Raw genomic sequence first — 18,293 nt, 5'->3', positions numbered from 1 at the left:
AGCTACGACACTATGAAACGAAGAAATTTTATAAAACTATCGGCTACAGCTTCAGTTGTTGGATTAACACCTTTTCAAATTCAAGCGGCATTAAGATCGTTTACGCCTTATTTTGAATGTCCGGACCTATCTGGCAGAAAATTAGTTCTGGTAAATTTAGATGGTGCCAATGACGGATTAAATAGCCTGGTTCCGTTAAATCAATATGACGCCTACAGCACTTTAAGACCAACTATAAAAGTTCCTGAGAGCGGTTCAAACAAATACATCGCTTTAGATGAAACCCTTCCGGATGAGCAACAGGTTGGTTTAAACCCTGCTTTATTAGGCTTTAAATCACTTTATGACAAAGGGGTTTTAAGAATTATTCAGGGCGTGGGTTATCCGTCGCAGAATAAAAGTCATTTTAAGTCCACCGATCTGTACTTCACCGGTAATGATGGCAACAGTCTTTTAAATGGTGCAGATACCGGTTGGATGGGGCGTTTTATGGAACAATACTATGCTGATTTGATCGTGGAAAATTTCCCGTTAGCGGTTGAGATTGGCTCTAACAAAACCTCCCTTGGATTTCATGCCGAAGAAGCTCATGGTCTATCATTAAATATTACAGGACAAGACCCTGCCGGCTTTTATAATATAATAAGTGGTTTAGGTGGTGAACCGCCCTTAAATATTCCTGATTCGGATTATGGAAAACAATTGGATTTTATAAACAATACGGATGCCTTAACCAATATTTATGCCGAATCCATATCCACGGCATTCAACAAAGGCCAAAACGATGTTACTTATCCGGATACCGATCTGGCAGACCAGTTAAAAACCGTAGCACGCTTAATTAGTGGGGATCTGGGTTCCAGAATCTATATGGTGAGAATAGGTGGCTTTGATACCCACAATGCCCAGGTACAGGCTTCTGGTGATGTTTTAGGCAGGCACCACGAATTATTGACGGAACTATCAGAAAGCATGGAAGCTTTTGTTACAGACCTGGAAAGTCAAAACTTAGCGGATGATGTGGTAAGTGTAACCTTTTCGGAATTTGGAAGAAAAGCCGCTGAAAATGGAAACCTGGGTACAGACCATGGTGAAATAGCACCTATGTTCGTTTTTGGAAAACCTGTTTCCGGAGGCATGACCGGAATCAACCCTAACCTATCGGAAGCTGTTGAGGGTAACAACTGGCAAATTCAAACGGTGCAATATGATTACAGACAAACCTTCGCCACATTGTTACAGGACTTTTTAGGAGCAGATAACAATATCATAGACAATACGTTTTTCAATCATTCCCTTAACGATAGTTTTACCAACTTAAAAATTGAGGACATATTACGAGCTGAATTTGACGTTTCAAAGAATTGTACTGCCAGCAATAATGATCCTCATGCGGGTAATAAAAACTGGTTACTATACCCAAATCCGGTTAGAGATATCATCAATATGTCAAGTATTGACCCCATTGAGAATGTAAGTTTCAGGATTTATAATGCTTCCGGGGTTCCTATAGTGGACCTAACAAGCGAAGTTATTGACGGTAAAGCGAGTGTCAATTTATCCAAATACAGTAGCGGCATTTACTTTTTTGAAGTCCTTGCCGGTGGTAAAAAAGAAATCCATAAAGTGATTAAAATTTAAGTTTCATTTTTCAATTTTGAACTAAAAAATAAAAACCTCTTTAGAGATTTACTTCTTTAAGGGTATATCCCTTGTTAGTATAGGAAATGTCTAGTTCAAATCTATACCGTTAGCACCGTTATTAAATACAAAATGCCCATCTTTGTTATTGTTAAAAATATTCAAAATGAGTAAAAAGTATTTAGTTGTTGGGATCCTATCTTTCCTGATGTTATCTTGTACAAAAGCTGAGAACCCGATACAGGAAGCTAACTTTAATTTGGATTGGAATTTCTTCTTAAGTGAAAAGGAAGTTGAATTCAGCCAAATTGAAGAAAGTCAATATAAAAAAGTAAACATTCCTCACGATTGGGTTGTAGAAGGCGAGTTTGATGAATCTTTAGGAAAAGACGCCTGGGCTACAGGCTATATTCCAGGCAAAGGATATGGCTATTATACCAAAACGTTTGACAAAGCTGTTGATAAGGATGAATTAGTATATGTATTGTTTGATGGTGTGTATAATAATGCCACCATTTTTATCAATGGCCATCAATTAGGGTTTCACCCTTACGGATATTCTCCTTTTTACTTTGAAGTTTCCAAATATTTGAAAGAAGACGGAAAAAACAATGTATTGGCCGTACAAATAGACCACTCCAGATACGCCGATAGCCGTTGGTATTCAGGCGCAGGAATCTACAGGGAAGTGGCCTTAATAACCGATAAAAAATTACATATTCCTGTTTGGGGAACCTTTGTTACAACTCCGGAGGTTTCAAAAGAGCAGGCCAAAGTAAACATTGAAGTTTCTGTTCAAAATGCATTTGATCAGGATGAAGAAGTGGAAGTCACCACAACCTTCCTGGACGAAGATAAAAAAGAGGTCGCCGTGGTTTCTCAAAATATTGAAGTTACCAAAACAAGCAGCAAAGCCATTTCTCAGGAAGTAGTGATTGAAACCCCAAGGTTATGGGGTATAGACAGTCCGTCTTTGTACACTGCGGTTACTACAATTAAAAAAGATGGAGCCCTTTTCGATTCTTACGAAACCCGTTTTGGAATCAGAAGTATCAAATTTGATACGGACAAAGGCTTTTTCTTAAACGGAGAAAACATGAAGATCAAAGGCGTCTGTTTGCATCACGATGTGGGTTTGGTTGGTGCCGCCGTGCCAAAAGGCGTTTGGAAAAGACGATTAAGGATCTTAAAAGATGGTGGCTGTAATGCCATTCGCAGTTCTCATAACCCGGCATCTAAAGTATTGTTAGAAGTTTGTGACGAAATGGGATTATTAATGCAGGATGAGTTCTTTGATGAATGGGATAACCCTAAAGACAAGCGATATAACAGGTGGGAAGAAAAGAGTACAGATTACATTACCAGGGGTTATGGCGAGCACTTTCATGAGTGGGCCCATAAAGATTTAACCAATGTGATGTTAAGTCACCGTAACCACCCTTCTATTTTCCAATGGAGTATTGGTAATGAAATTGAGTGGACTTATCCCAGAAATGCAGCCACTACAGGTTTTTTCAATAATATGAGCTGGAAAGGAAACTATTTCTGGTCGGAGCCACCGCATTCCGTTGAAAAGATCAGGCATTTAATGGAAACCCTTCCCAGGGGGAAATACGATATTGGTGAGACTGCCCAAAAACTATCTAAATGGACGAAAAAGCTGGATACCACAAGACCTGTAATAGCGAACTGTATTTTACCATCCTCCAGTCACTTATCAGGCTATGCCGATGCCCTGGATATTGTTGGCTATAGTTACCGAAGAGTTCTTTATGATTACGGACATAAAAACTATCCGGACAAACCCATTATGGGTACGGAAAACGTAGCCCAGTACCATGAATGGAAAGCTATTATGGAGCGACCTTTTATTTCCGGGACCTTCTTATGGACGGGAGCCGATTATATGGGAGAGATCAGGCAGGATTGGCCAACAAGGGTGCAACCATCCGGCATGATCAATACAGCAAGTTTCCCTAAGGGGTCTTATTATATGATGAAGTCTTTATGGACCGAAGACCCCATGATCCATATGGCTACCCAAACACTTGAAAAATCGCTTTATAAAATTGAGAATGAGCAATTAGTAGAAAAGAAGAAAGATGGCTGGAAACATTACCTCTGGAGGTGGCAGGATGTAAACGAGCATTGGGATTACCAGGAAGGCGAAACGGTTGTAACTGAAATTTATTCTAATTGCGATACTGTAGAGTTGTTCCTGAATGGACAATCATTAGGAAAACAAAAGTTATCCGAAACCGTAGGACACATTTTTAAATGGGCTATTCTTTATCAGGAAGGGACTTTGGTAGCCAAAGGCATTAAAGATGGGGTGTTGATAGAATCAAAAGTTATTACGGCCAGAAAAGCTTCTAAAGTTGTATTATCAGCCGATGTTACGTCTATTAAAGCAAATAACGAAGATGTTGTGCATGTAGTAGCGGAATTATTCGATGACCAGGGACACCCGGTTAAAAGTGATAATAAAGCAATCACCTTTACCATTAATGGAGCGGCGAAGTTATTAGGCGTAGATAGTGGCTGGAAAAACAGTATAGAGAAATTCCAATCGAATAAAGGCACTACCCATAACGGAAAGATTCTGTTAATAGTGCAGGCAAAAGACCAAACGGGAACCGTTGATATCGTTGCTAACGGCGAAGGATTACAAGGCGATACAGTTCAGGTTACGATACAATAATCGAAACGGCTTTTCGCAAAATTACATTCTTTCAGGAACCTGAATGCCTAAAACGCTAAACGCATTTTTAATGGTATTGGCTACTGTTTTGGAAAGCTGTACCCTGAAGGTTTTTTCATGCTCGTAATCAGCCCCTAAAATGGACACATTTTGGTAAAAGGAATTAAATTCTTTTACCAGGTCGTAGGTGTAATTGGCAATCAATGCCGGACTATGCTGTGACGCCGCATTTTGGATTACCTCCGGGAATAATTGCAGTTGTTTTAGTAATTCTTTTTCTTTTGCATGTAAAGACACTTCGGCGTCACTCAGTGTGACATCGGAATTAAAACTTGCTTTTCTTAAAATAGACTGAATTCTGGCATAGGTATATTGAATAAATGGCCCTGTATTGCCCTGAAAATCAATAGACTCTTTAGGGTCAAAAAGGATTCGTTTTCTGGGATCCACTTTTAAAATGTAATACTTTAAAGCCCCCAAGCCTATGGTCTTATATAAGGCTTTCTTTTCTTCTTCGGAATAGCCCTCTAATTTCCCTAGTTCTTTCGATATCTCTTCAGCGGTAGCTGCCATTTCATCAATGAGGTCATCAGCATCAACCACAGTGCCTTCCCTGCTCTTCATTTTTCCACTGGGTAAATCTACCATACCGTAACTTAAATGATATAAGTTTTTAGCCCAGTCAAAGCCTAATTTCTTCAGAATTAAAAACAACACCTGAAAGTGATAATCCTGCTCATTACCAACGGTATAAACCATGCCGCCCACATCCGGAAAATCTTTGATACGCTGTATAGCCGTCCCAATATCCTGGGTCATATAAACGGCCGTACCATCGGCGCGTTGTACTATTTTTTTATCCAACCCTTCATCGGTCAGGTCACACCAAACCGAACCGTCCTCCTCTGTATGAAACACTCCGGATCTTAAACCTTCAGCTACAAACTCCTTTCCCAATAAATAGGTGTTGCTTTCATAATATAAGGTATCAAAATCAACTCCCAGGTTTTTATAAGTTTCATTAAACCCGTCATATACCCAACCGTTCATGGTTTTCCAAAGCGACACCGTCTCTTCATCTCCAGACTCCCATTTCCTTAGCATGTCCTGAGCTTCCAACAAAATTGGAGCGTTCTTTTTGGCACTATCTTCAGATGTTCCCGAAGCTACCAAACTTTCTATCTCCTTTTTATATTCCTGATCAAATTTCACATAGTAGTTCCCGACCAGTTTATCGCCTTTTAAACCGGTACTTTCAGGCGTTTCACCATTTCCAAAGCGTTTCCAGGCCAGCATACTTTTACAAATATGGATGCCCCGGTCATTAATAATCTGGGTTTTGTAAACCTTTTTGCCACTGGCTTTTAAAATTTCAGATACACTGTACCCCAACAGGTTGTTTCTTATATGCCCTAAATGCAACGGTTTATTAGTATTTGGTGAAGAATACTCCACCATAACAGCCTTGTCTTCAGGGCCCGGAGACACAAACCCATAACTGTCATCCTGCTTTATGCCGTTAAAAAAATCCAGATAGTAAGCGTCGCTGATCTCTATATTCAAAAACCCCTTTACCACATTAAATGCCTTGACATCATTGACGTTCTCAATCAAATAGTTACCTATGGTGTCCCCAATTTGAACCGGATTTCCCTTAACATATCTCAGCATGGGAAAAACAACCACGGTAATATCTCCTGCAAACTCTTTTCTTGTTGCCTGAAACTCTACAGCATCAATATCTACGTTAAAAGAAGCTGAAACTGCTTGTTTTACATGGTTTTCTAAGGTTTTTTGAAGGCTCATTAACAGTCTGTTTTTTTAGATGCGCAAAGATAAAACTTTTATTAAAGCTTTGATACAAAAAGCGTATAGAAAGCACTCTATACAATATTTAATACTGAGGAGTGGATCGGGCTTAAATCGGGAAAACAAACCGCCAATTGACAACCCGTAAAGAAATCTTACAGAAATCGAATAGTGATAAAGTGCATTTCATCGACAAAAGTGTAGTTTTTCCATGATTTCTGCCGTTTATCTATTCGTCGATTTTTGGCCCAAATTTTGAGCATCATTTTATCTAATTTATTGGTATTAAAACCCAGAAATTAGATTTTAAAATGTCTTTTTCCAAATTTTGTTTTGTAAAGCTATTAATGTCCAATTTTATTTGGAAACATTTTAAACACTAACGAACCATTACAGCTTAATAAAGTAATCTTACTTTTCCCTCAAAATAAGACTTCTTTTGTGGTTGTTTTATTGCGTTGTAATTTAAATGTTATATGAGGAGAATAATTACTTTAATTATGTTTTTATCCATGTGCATTGGGTTTGCCCAAACCAATGACATAGATAGCCTCACCATTGAATTAGCTTATCAGACCCAGGACTCCTTAAAGGTTGACACTTCTTTAAAACTTATTAAATCGCTTTACGAGATTGAAGACTACGACAGGGCTTTAAAGTACATTATTCAAAGTGAAAAACTTTCCAGTAACCTTAATTACAGCAAAGGCATAGCAGAAATAACCTTTTACAAAGCATTAATATATGCTCAAAAAGACGACTATATCAATGCACTTAGTGGTTATACCAAAGCCAAAGAGTTATTTAGCAACCTAAAGGATACTTTGGGCATTGCAAAAGTTAACAACAGCATTGGGCTTATAGAAATCAAACGTGGTAATTATGCCAAAGGCTTACAATATTCGCTTGCTGCCATTGAAGCGTTAGAAAAACGGAACTTAAGGAAAGACTTAAAACTGGCTTATAGCAATTTAGCCAAAGCTTATAATAGTGTGGAGGCCTATGATAAAGCTATTGAGTATTATGAAAAAGCCTTAGTGATCCAGGAGCAACTTAACGATACCGAAGGTGTTAATACATCACATAGTAATTTAGCCGAATTGTATTCTTACAGAAAAGAACACAGAAAAGCTATTGAATATTATGAAAAAGTTTTAGCCGACAACAAAAATGATTCGGTAAGAGGAAAAATTTACCCAAGATTAGGTGGTGAATATTTAATGTTTAACGATTATGCCAAAGCTACACAATACCTGGTTCAGGGTTATAACATTACCAATCGAAAAAAAGACAAACCCAATTTACTCGTTGCTTTAAATAACCTGGGAGATTTAAACTTAAGACAAAACAGATTAAAGGTAGCCGAACAACAATTATTACAAGCCGGCGCCATAGCAAAAGAACTTGACAATAAAACCGAATTGCTAAAACATTATAAACTCATGAAATCTTTAGACTCTATTAACCGAAGGTTTGATAGAGCTTTTATTTGGCAACGTGAGTATTACAGTTTAAAAAATAAAATGGACAGGGAAAAAGTCAAAATCAAGACTTCAGACCCTAAGGTGCCATTGGAACTGGATCCTGATTTTGACAAACCTGAAGAACCGGAAACTACTGAAGTTTCCTCAACCGGTACTTCAACTGTATTAGAAAGTAGTGAAAAAATGGATAAGTTTAGACTTATCTTTTATGGTTTATTGGCAGCCCTTGCTATTGTTTCCACCTTTTTAATTTTAATTTACCTAAAACGAAACAGCAATATTAAATACACCCAGGAGCTGGAAGAAAAGAACATTAAAATTGAATTGCAAAACCAGGCTTTCCAGGAGCAAACCAGGCACCTTGAAAACGTTAACAATGTAAAAGACAAACTGTTCTCTATTGTATCTCACGACTTAAAAGATTCTCTTTCCTCTATTAATGGCTTTATAGAATTATTGAGAGATGGTTCGTTATCCAGAGAAGAGTTTGATAACTTAATTCCGGAATTAAGTGAAAATGCGAACAATGCCTCTTTGTTACTTTTCAATTTGCTTAATTGGTCCAAGTCCCAAATGCAATCCTTAGAGCCCAAACCAAGCTTGTTTGATATCCAGGAAGTTTTTGAAGACAAAGTAAAGCTTGTTGAAAAACGGATAGAAAGCAAAGGCATTAACCTGGTGGACCATTCTTTAAGAGATTTTGCTTATGCAGATCGCAGTATGTTTGAAATCGTCGTTCAAAACCTGTTGGCCAACGCCATCAAATTCTCCAAAAAAGGCGATACCATTACCATTTCAAATCATATCAGTAATGGTAGCTGTATTATTAGTATTGCCGATACCGGTATTGGTATTTCCAAAGAGAACTTAGAGAAGTTGTTTAAAAACACGTCGTTTACCACCATGGGGACCAATAATGAAAAAGGGACCGGTTTAGGACTTTCTATCTGTAAAGAACTGGTAGAGCTAAATCACGGTAAAATCTGGGTTGAAAGTACCCTGAATGTAGGTAGTACGTTCTATGTACAGCTTCCTAAATCAAGACCGGGTGATGCCTAATAAAGTTAAGCTTTAGGCAAAAACACCTCAGCCATCATACACCGGGCACTACCGCCACCACAGGCCTCAATAGTATCTAAAGAACTTGAAATGATCGGGCAATGCTTTTCTATTTGTTTGATCTGGGCTGCTGTCAAACTATCATAAGCCGCCTGGCTCATCACCAAAAACAACTGGTCATCAGCGCCACGAACCTGTAGCATATTGCCTGCAAAATTGTTGACCTGTGCTTCCGTTATGGCTATTACCTCTTTATTGGTTTCCTTGAGGTGTTTTATAACATTTTTACGCTCTTTTTTGTCATCAATGGCCTCTAAACAAATGACAGAAAACGTTTCTGCCAAACACATCATGACGTTGGTATGATAAATCGCTTTTCGTTCCCCATTGACCGTTTGGTTAGCCGTAAAAACCACCGGTGTATATTCAAAATCTTCACAGAATTCAATAAACAGGCTTTCATCAGCCCTGGGTGATAAGGCACAATAGGCTTTTCTGTTCTCCCGGTCCAGTAAAACACTTCCGGTACCTTCCAGAAAGACATCCTCAGCTTCAGCAGCCGTATAATCAACAATGTTTTCTATTACAAACCCCTCGTCTTCCAGAACATGCAACACATCTTCCCTACGTTCATGACGACGGTTTTCTGCGAACATCGGATAAATACCTACAGTACCGTTTTGGTGAAAAGAGATCCAGTTATTCGGAAATATAGAATCCGGTGTATCAAAATCATCCGTATCGGATACCACGATCACTTTAATACCAAAAGACCGCAACTTGTTTACATAAGCATCAAATTCTTCCTTGGCTTTTTTATTGACCGCTACCGGCAATACATCACCCATAGGTTTTTGGTAATAATTGTTTACGGCCGTCTGTTCATTCATTCTGAAATTAACCGGACGGATCATTAAAATAGTATTTGTGGTTTGTAGCATTTACACTTAAAATTTATGCTGCAAAAGTATAATTATTTCGGATTCAAAATAAGTATTGCTAGTTAAACTGAAAATATCTCTTTTGTTTAATAAGAAATTTCAAAATACAGCTATCAATTTAGCTACTCCACTACCTCAAACTTATAGCCGGTTCCGTGAATGTTTACAATGTTAATAGCGGCATCCTGCTTAAAATGTTTGCGGAGTTTGGAAATAAATACATCTAAGCTTCTACCCACGAAATAACTGTCGTCTTTCCAGATGGTCTTTAAAATATAGTCCCGTTTTAACAGGGTGTTTTGATTGGTAACAAACAAGGCCAGAATATCGGCTTCCTTTTGAGTCAACTGAATCATTTCAACAGCTGTTTTTAAACTTAAATTATTAAGGTCCAACTCATAATTTAAGAACGGTATTAGCTTTTTTGTGGTTTCCAAAACATAGCCCCGTTTTAAAATGGCCTTGATCCTCAGCACCAATTCTTCTACACTAAACGGTTTGGTTACATAATCATCGGCGCCCAGTTTAAAACCTTTGATCCGGTCCTCTTTCATAGCCTTGGCCGTCAGAAATATGATGGGAACATCTACATTAGACTTTCGAATTTCAGTGGCTAAACTGAAACCATCCATATGAGGCATCATCACATCCAGTAAACACAGATCAAAATGCTGGTTATTGAATTGGTCCAAAGCCACTTTACCATCAGGGGCATGAGTCACATTATAATGGTAGCTTTCCAAACTGTCTTTCAAAAGAAAGCCCATACTTTTGTCATCTTCAACTAGCAGAATGTGTTTTTTAAGCTCCATACATTACAGTGGTAAAAATATAGAAAATGTACTGCCTTCATTTTTCACACTCTTAAAGGTCATGGTCCCCTTATGCTTTTCTACAATAGATTTGGCATAACTAAGCCCTAAACCAAAGCCCTTGGTATTGTGCAAATCGCCACTCTCCGCTCTAAAAAATTTATCGAAAATCCGATGCTGATTTTCCTTTTCTATACCAATGCCTTTATCCGTTATTTCAACCACTACCCCATTCTTTTTGTTTGCGGTTTCAACCGTAATTCCCAGGATCTCATTGGAATATTTTATGGCATTATCTATGACATTGGATATCACGTTGGAAAGATGCATTCTATCCCCCTTTAGTTTAAAAGCTTTGGCATTCAAATGCATTTGCACCTTACCTTGCCGTTCCCGGATAACAGGTTTAAAACTATGAATCACCTCCTGGATAATATCGTGGATACTAAGGTCTTCAAAAGAAAAGGTGTCGTCCTCTTTTTCCATGGCTGAGATCTCCAGTACCTGGTCTACCAGTCCATGTAGTTTCTCATTTTCCTTGTAAATGATATCGGCATATTGCTTTTGTTTGGAGCTATCCATCTCCTTATGCCTCAAAGCATCAGAAGCCACCGAAATATTGGCAATGGGTGTTTTTAACTCGTGTGTCATATTGTTCACAAAGTCCTTTTTCAACAAGGCTAATTTCTTTCCTTTAATAATGGACACTACTATAAATGTAAATACCGCCAACAGCACCAATAAGGTCATGGAGGAATACATCCAGATGCCCATGGAAGCCAACAAATGGGTGGTTTTATTATTTATTCGGATCTTAAAATCTACATTGTTCTTACCATCGGTTCGTTCCAAACAAGCCGCTTCCGAAGTGTTGAAAGCACTGGATAAAGCTAATGTATTGCCAGATAAAATCTCGTTACTATCAGATCTTAAAATTAAGTAATCAAAATTCACATCAATAGCTCGGCCGGTGAATTCCTTTCGTATACAGCTATCCAGTGTTTTTATACTGAAATAACATTCTGTTCTTACATAAAATTCGTTGGATGACAGTTTGGCTATGGGTGCAATTCTTGAGAGAGAATCGTTGTCCAGTTTTAGCAGTTTATCTGCAACATTTCTAAGGGCCACATTGAGTTTTTCATCAAACTGGCGTTCTTCTAATTTAAATGATTTATTAAACCAATACGCCTGGGTAACGAACAAAGCCGCCAGAGTCAGGAGCATCATTATGATGATTAAGCGTATAGTTTTACCGGACATAATAGCGAAATTAAAGTATTTATTGCTTGAGTTTGTTGAATTTACATTTCATTAACATCTTTTTACATTTCATTTTCACAATAAAGAATAATGTCCAATTAGATTTGTTCTCAGGTTCTGTTTGATTTGAACAAAACAAAATTTAAAACGCATGATAAAAAGATCCATCCTCATTATACTCACAGTAATAACTTTCAATATTAAGGCTCAGGAGGTAACAAAATTCCCTTATCCATCTTTGAGCCCTAAAGGCACTATTTCTCAAACCGTTGGAAACACAGTTATTACAATAGAGTATGAAAGGCCTTCAGCTAGAAAAAGGCAAATATTTGGGACTTTAGTGCCCTGGGATAAAGTCTGGAGGACCGGAGCAGGACATTGTACCAAAATACATTTTGACAGAACGGTTAAAGTAGGTGGACAAACTGTTGAAGCCGGGATTTACTCCCTGTTCACAATACCTAACCCCAATGAATGGATCGTAATTTTGAATAGCAATACATCGTTGTATGGCTCCTTTAATTATGATCCTAAGGAAGATGTTGCCCGGTTTGTTGCTATTCCCAAAGCATCAAACAGGTTTTATGAAACTCTGAATTTCGATATAGATATTATACCAAATAACGCCAAGGTTTTTATCTCCTGGGCCAATATTCAGGTGAGCTTTGACATTCAAACAACTACAGACATGGATACGGAGGGGTATATCCAAACAGAGTTATTAACAAAAAAGAATAAAGACTCTGATGCTTATGCAGGTGCTGCCGAATATTTATTTTATCAAAGAGAAAATTTATCTGAGGCTTTAAAGCTTGCAGAAACCGGGATTGAATTAAACAATAACGGATGGGCGAGAGGGGTAAAAATCAGAATTTTTGAACATTTGAAATTATATAATAATGCACTTCAGGAGATTAATGAATACCTGCAAAAAGTTCCATCAATGAACTATAGTCAGGAACAGAAGAAAAGTTTATTAACACAGTTGAAGTCTGATTACGAACGCATAAGTAATCTTATGAAATAAAAAATAAAATAATCACAAAACAAAATTATCATGAAAAAACAACGTACAGTCACCATGCTTACCCTTGCCATTGCCACAGTAGGTTTTATAGCCTTAGGTTTTAGCAAAAAGAACACTGAAATTAAAGCTGAAAAAACAGCAATCTCAAAAGCTAATTTTAATGCAACTACCATAAACACCAACTTTTTTCCAGCCCTGATAGAAAAAAATAAAATTGCTGATGAGAAAGACAAGCTGGATTTATTCTATATGGTAAAAGGTAAATATTCGCGTTCCATATCAGATGGTAAACTAAAAAGCCCCCAAAGTATAGATGACATTGTTCCGGACTATCCCAGTTCATGGATAGCCAGTTACAACTGGGTTGAAATTACCACTAAACGCAACAACGAAGTCTATACGGCCTCAGGTAAAAGCGGAACCCTGACCGATGAACAAAAAGATCTTTTAAAAAATGTTCCAATTGACAATGCTGTTAATGTTACATTGAAATATAAGAGCAAAAATTCTATTTCTGAAAAATATGCTGAAAGACAAATGAAAGTGTCATTCACCGTTGTACCGGAAACCGAGGCAGAATTTATTGGCAGTTATGACGACATGATCTCTTATTTAAAAGAGAACAGCCTTAAGAAAATTGAAGCTGCAAATATTAAGGAATTCAAACCAGTTTCCATCATTTTTTATGTTGACGAAAACGGACAAACCGAAGATCTTGAATTGACTAACTCTTTTGGTAATGACGAAATAAATGAGCTGTTAATGAAGGCTATAAAGGATATGCCTGCATGGAAACCGGCAATAGATTCCAGTGGTAAAAAAGTTAAACAAAAATTTGAGCTTATTGTTGGCCCTGATATGTGTTAACTTAAAAAACTGTTTAAAGATTAAGTAAAAATGTCATATTGAGCCTGTCGAAATAGTTTAACCCTTGGATGGTCAAGATCGTTTTCGACAGGCTCAAACTGACAACAGAATTTAAGTTGACTTTTTAAATAGCAATTCGAACTTATTGCGGGCCCCGATATGCGTTAAGTTAAAAGGGAAACTGTCTAAAAATTGACTCCAATTGTCATTCTGAATTTATTTCAGAATCTCATCTCACAAGTTATAAGGTATTATGAGAACCTGAAACATACTTCGACTAAGCTCAGCACAGGAGTTCAGGTTGACAAAAATTTAGCTTTTTAGACAGTTTCTTTATTTACTGTAAAAAGTTTACGGCTCTAAGCCTGCCTTTTACCACATCTTTAATCTTTGGCAATACTTCCTTCATAACATATGGCGGATAAGCCCCATCGCCGGCTTTTTGAATTTCTTCCAAAGCATATTTCATATAGGTTGTATGCACAATGGTACCAATATTAATTTTACTCATCCCCATCTCAATCGATCTTTGAATATCCGCATCCGGGATGCCTGTGCCTCCATGCAACACCAATGGTATAGGAATAGCTTCGGCTATCTCTCCTAACCTGTCAAAGTGAATTTTAGGTTCTGTTGGCGTAAACCCATGTGCTGTTCCAATGCCAATGGCCATTAAATGAACGCCTGTTTCTTCATAGAGTCTGGTTACTTCTCCAACATCGGCTAAAAAATCATTATCTGATTTCACTTCAACACCACGTCCCATAATTTTTCCTATTTCAGCTTCAACCACAACCCCTGCACTATTGGCGTAATCGACCACTGCTTTGGTCATTTTAATATTCTCTTCAAGATTGACTTGAGAGCCATCTATCATAACAGCATCATAACCGGCATCAATAGCTCTTTTACATAGATCAACAGAGGTACTATGATCTAAATGAAGATAAATATCATTTGTCGCCTGTTTTTTGAATCCGTCTACCAAAGAACGGAACACCTCGGGTGTATTTAATTCTGCCACAGGCGGATAGGTCATGACCATCACATGTGTATCGAGTTCTTCGGCTGATTCTACCACCGCTTTTAAATCGTAATTATCGTTTACGTTAAAAGCTGGCAGGCATCGTTTTGTATTTCTATAATCTACAAATAGTTCTTGCAGGTTGTTGTATGGCTGATTATAAACTGCCTTTTCCATACGTTTAATTGCTACGTCCATATAAGTGATCTTTACTTTTATCTATTTCTATATTTTTTATTCCTAACCAATGATTTAATTCATGTAAACCCTTTTGCAAATAGCCTCTGCCGATAATCCAATGGTGATCCAAACCGTTATTTAATACGGTACTTAAAATATCTTCGGCAGAATTTCGCCTTGGTTCTACTTCTGCATAACTACCTCTGAATGCCATTTCTGATGACCTTACATCGCCTTCCCAAACCAAAACTTTTCCGGCATCCGGGTATTGGTATTTGGCAATCGTTACCGGCCCCTGTTTTTGCAAAAATTCCAATAACATGCCCACGCTACTTTCAACGCTATAGTTTTCCAGGATACTATGGTTCCTTACTTCATAACCGGTAGCTTCGTTAATTAGTTTTGTTGGTGCCCCTCCGCAATGCCAAAAACCTATTTGGTTTTTATCCTGGTTAATCAGGGATAAGTCCACAAGTGTTGGAACTGCTTCTCCTAAACTCAATTGATTCATCAGGACCATGGTCAACAAGGCGCCCATATCGGACTCATCTGCAACCGGGATCCCCAGATCCTGGATCAGGGCGCCGGCACCATCACCGGCAATACCATAGTGGTCAAATAATTCAGGCCAGTTCTTTAAGCCTATGCCCAAATAATCATTAATACGCGCATAATCTGCTACCGCTAACGAAAGCCGGATTGATTTCTCTATCTGTTCGTCCGGTACATTATTAAACTTGCACAACGGATGATTTAATAACTCTGATTTTATTTCCAGAATAATGGCATCTGTAAACTGCTCCCCATGTTGCCAGATAGTCTGAAAATCTATTCTGTCCACTTTAATTCCGAAGGTATTTAACAGTGATAATTCATTGAGCTCGCAATCGTAAAAACCAGGTACCCGGAAACCTCCGATCATACCCACTGCTTTTTGATTGATAGAGGCTTTGGCGTATACGGATTTTGCAAACTTTAAAATATTAGACTTGAAGTCGTCACTATTTGGAGATTCGAATAACCATGAATACTTCACGTCGCACGAATTGAAAATATTCAGCAAGAAATTTTGACCGCAAAGCCTGTTATTTGATAACCTGCCTCCTGTTATTTCATCATGGGACCAACTTAAAACGGGAATAACATTTTGGTTCAGCCATCGGGCTATGGTTGCTGCTAAATCGCCTGCAATAAAGGACGCCTGGTAAATAATAAGCCCTTCAATATTTTGAGCATGCATACTTTGCAACCAGGTGTGGATCTCCTCTTTAGTTTGCAAAGGTTGCTCAGAAGTGATCAGTTCAAATTTATTTTTAGGCAAAGCTTTGGCTAAACTCTTTTTTGCTATGTCGTAATTCTCTAAAATGGATTGCCAGTCAAAATGTTCTTCCAAACCAATTCCCACTACGGCTATTTTGGCAACATATGCAGGTTTAGCAGGGGTTATTACCTTTTCAAACAAATGACTAACAATGCCCTTTTTTAATGATATATTATTTAAAACTTCCATAAGTATACTATTTACTGATTTACTGGTAACGGACCATTAGCTTCCATAAAAGCACGGTCCGGTAAAAATGTTCGTCCTCCAAAATGTCGCGCTACCTGCGATGCGAAAAAGCTGGCGTAGGTAAGTCGCTCTTTTAAACTGAACCCCTGCAATAAAGCAGAAGCATAAGCGGCATGAAAAGCATCGCCACACCCTGTAGTGTCAACCACATCCACTTTAAACGCCGGTTGATGTACTAAATTCTTATACTCTAAAGCATAAGAACCATGGGCACCATCGGTAATAACAACTTGCCCGTTTGTTAATTCCGAAAGGGCTCTCAAACAGGCTTCGGGATGCTCTTGTCCCGATAGGGTTTGGGCACATTCCAAAGGCAAAATAGGGTCTGTACTAAGGCGCAACATCTGCTTCATAATATCTAAGTCCGCGGCCTCCATATCCAAAACCGTTTTAATGCCATACTTCTTTCCTACTTTTAAGAGATGAAGATTAATGTCCGTATCATATCCGTCCACTAAAAACAGGCTAAAATCTTTAACCAGTTCCTCATTTAAATCTCCAGGGTCAAACGGTATATAATCCTGCATGGAATACAATACGGTACGCTCGCCTTTGTTATCAATTTGAACAATGGCTATAGCGGGTGAAGCACCTTCTTTATAATATAAGAAATCTTCTTTTACGCCATAATTGGCCAGTTCATTTCTGGCAACAATACTCAGAGGGTTATCCCCTAAATACCCTAAAAAGAATGTTTCATGGCCTAAACTTGCCAAACCACAAGCGGCATTGCCTGCAGGGGCACCACCTTGCATTATAATGCGGTCACTCTCATTTTTGTACCCCATTTTAATATGATCCGGCGCTGAAACCAACAGGTCTACAACATTTAATCCACTACACAATACTTTCATAATTCTATATGCTTTCTTCAAAGTTACGACTGAAGCGCACTTTAATTTAAATCTGCTATTAGACAAAATATGTACTATTTTGTCTTTAATTAAATATAATATACCTTTGTAAACGATTTGAAAGCACAATTAGAACATATTCCACATGAATTAGAAGGCTCTATACATGCTTTCAAGTATGTTAATTCCGCGTTTGACGCCCCCTGGCATTATCATGAAGATTATGAGCTCACCTATATTTCAAAAAGTAGCGGCATCAGGCATGTAGGAAGCAGTATTGATACTTTTACCCATGGCGATTTGGTTTTGATCGGCAAAAATGTGCCTCATAATTGGAAAAACGAATCTGACTATGAAGCCGGCGTGGAGTCTTACTGTATCCAATGGACAGAAAACGCTTTTTCTTCGTTTATTTATGAAAACAAAAGCCTGAGCCCCATTAAAAAGTTACTTGAGATCTCACAATTTGGAATAAAGTTTACTGATTTAGCGTTTAATAAAACTATCGGGGACCAACTATTATCCTTAATTGATTTGGAACCCGGAAGACGGTTAATAAGCCTGTTAGACATTCTTTTTCAACTAAGTGACGCTAAAAACAAAGCGATATTGTCAGAAAAAGGCAATCTCTATCAATATTCTGAAAAACCCGACCCCAGAATAAAAAATATATTGGAATTTGTAGAAGAAAACTATCAAAGAAAAATAAGGATTGAAGAACTGGCGACCATTACTTATTTGACCGACGGTGCTTTTTGCAAGTATTTTAAAAAACAGTTCAAGCGTTCTTTCACAAATTATTTAAATGAATTTAGAATAAGGAAAGTTTGTGTACTGCTTCAGGAAACCAATAATAAACTCCTTGATATTGCTTTAAATTGTGGGTATGAAAACATGTCATTCTTTCACAGGCAATTCAAAAAATACATCAAAATGACGCCTTTGGAATATAAAAAGAAGCTATACGCTACTAACTAACCTAAGGCATTAACCGTTGACAATCAAAATTTCTGATTTAGGGCCTTATTGCACAACGGAGCAAGCCTTCCTCCTCCCCTATT

13 protein-coding genes are annotated in these 18,293 nt (G+C 37.9%); 6 read left to right on the top strand and 7 right to left on the bottom strand.

Going from position 1 to position 18,293, the window contains the following annotated elements; genetic code table 11:
- The first annotated feature begins 12 nt into the window (after positions 1 to 12).
- Entirely contained in the window at positions 13 to 1,641 is a 1,629-nt protein-coding gene (locus Q0983_RS15500; protein WP_299555410.1) for a DUF1501 domain-containing protein, read from the top strand.
- A 166-nt stretch (positions 1,642 to 1,807) separates the two neighbouring features.
- Positions 1,808 to 4,342 carry a sugar-binding domain-containing protein gene (locus Q0983_RS15495; RefSeq protein ID WP_299555407.1) on the top strand — a complete coding sequence of 845 codons (2,535 nt, stop codon included), beginning with the start codon at positions 1,808 to 1,810 and terminating at the stop codon, positions 4,340 to 4,342.
- A 21-nt stretch (positions 4,343 to 4,363) separates the two neighbouring features.
- Here the strand turns inward: Q0983_RS15495 and argS are convergent, their stop codons facing one another.
- Positions 4,364 to 6,148: an arginine--tRNA ligase gene (gene argS / locus Q0983_RS15490; RefSeq protein ID WP_299555404.1), complete on the bottom strand. Its 1,785-nt coding sequence runs from the start codon at positions 6,146 to 6,148 to the stop codon at positions 4,364 to 4,366.
- A gap of 479 nt (positions 6,149 to 6,627) precedes the next feature.
- Between argS and Q0983_RS15485 the strand changes: the two genes are divergently transcribed.
- Positions 6,628 to 8,694 (top strand): tetratricopeptide repeat-containing sensor histidine kinase, encoded by a 2,067-nt coding sequence (locus Q0983_RS15485; RefSeq protein ID WP_299555401.1) that lies wholly within the window; start codon positions 6,628 to 6,630, stop codon positions 8,692 to 8,694.
- A 5-nt stretch (positions 8,695 to 8,699) separates the two neighbouring features.
- On the opposite strand, the gene ctlX is transcribed toward Q0983_RS15485, so the two are convergent.
- The 3 genes from ctlX to Q0983_RS15470 all read right to left on the bottom strand — a co-directional run bounded on the left by ctlX (position 8,700) and on the right by Q0983_RS15470 (position 11,710).
- Positions 8,700 to 9,635: a citrulline utilization hydrolase CtlX gene (ctlX, locus tag Q0983_RS15480; protein ID WP_299555398.1), complete on the bottom strand. Its 936-nt coding sequence runs from the start codon at positions 9,633 to 9,635 to the stop codon at positions 8,700 to 8,702.
- A 122-nt stretch (positions 9,636 to 9,757) separates the two neighbouring features.
- Entirely contained in the window at positions 9,758 to 10,447 is a 690-nt protein-coding gene (locus Q0983_RS15475) for a response regulator transcription factor (protein ID WP_299555395.1), read from the bottom strand.
- A gap of 3 nt (positions 10,448 to 10,450) precedes the next feature.
- The gene (locus Q0983_RS15470) at positions 10,451 to 11,710 is read right to left on the bottom strand and encodes a HAMP domain-containing sensor histidine kinase (RefSeq protein ID WP_299555392.1); all 1,260 of its coding nucleotides are present in this window, start codon (positions 11,708 to 11,710) and stop codon (positions 10,451 to 10,453) included.
- A 151-nt stretch (positions 11,711 to 11,861) separates the two neighbouring features.
- Here Q0983_RS15470 and Q0983_RS15465 point away from each other — a divergent pair, with 151 nt between their 5' ends.
- Complete coding sequence (locus Q0983_RS15465; protein WP_299555389.1) at positions 11,862 to 12,737, top strand: DUF2911 domain-containing protein; 876 nt, start codon at positions 11,862 to 11,864, stop codon at positions 12,735 to 12,737.
- Between the two features lie 30 nt (positions 12,738 to 12,767).
- Positions 12,768 to 13,604 carry a hypothetical protein gene (locus Q0983_RS15460; protein WP_299555386.1) on the top strand — a complete coding sequence of 279 codons (837 nt, stop codon included), beginning with the start codon at positions 12,768 to 12,770 and terminating at the stop codon, positions 13,602 to 13,604.
- A 337-nt stretch (positions 13,605 to 13,941) separates the two neighbouring features.
- Here the strand turns inward: Q0983_RS15460 and Q0983_RS15455 are convergent, their stop codons facing one another.
- From Q0983_RS15455 to Q0983_RS15445, 3 genes are read right to left on the bottom strand one after another with little or no spacing between them, the layout of a single operon-like run.
- Complete coding sequence (locus Q0983_RS15455; RefSeq protein WP_299555383.1) at positions 13,942 to 14,826, bottom strand: class II fructose-bisphosphate aldolase; 885 nt, start codon at positions 14,824 to 14,826, stop codon at positions 13,942 to 13,944.
- Entirely contained in the window at positions 14,810 to 16,318 is a 1,509-nt protein-coding gene (locus Q0983_RS15450) for a hypothetical protein (protein ID WP_299555380.1), read from the bottom strand. The genes Q0983_RS15455 and Q0983_RS15450 overlap by 17 nt, the downstream gene beginning before the upstream one ends.
- A gap of 11 nt (positions 16,319 to 16,329) precedes the next feature.
- Positions 16,330 to 17,232: a PfkB family carbohydrate kinase gene (locus tag Q0983_RS15445; protein ID WP_299555377.1), complete on the bottom strand. Its 903-nt coding sequence runs from the start codon at positions 17,230 to 17,232 to the stop codon at positions 16,330 to 16,332.
- Positions 17,233 to 17,349: 117 nt separating this feature from the next.
- Here Q0983_RS15445 and Q0983_RS15440 point away from each other — a divergent pair, with 117 nt between their 5' ends.
- On the top strand, positions 17,350 to 18,210 hold the full coding sequence (locus Q0983_RS15440) for an AraC family transcriptional regulator (RefSeq protein ID WP_299555374.1): 861 nt from the start codon (positions 17,350 to 17,352) through the stop codon (positions 18,208 to 18,210).
- The last annotated feature ends 83 nt before the right edge of the window (positions 18,211 to 18,293 follow it).

The sequence above is a fragment of the Seonamhaeicola sp. genome (assembly GCF_028281565.1).
Lineage (GTDB): Bacteria > Bacteroidota > Bacteroidia > Flavobacteriales > Flavobacteriaceae > Seonamhaeicola.
The sequence above is the reverse complement of the archived record's forward strand: the minus strand, read 5'-3'. Positions and strand labels throughout refer to the sequence as shown.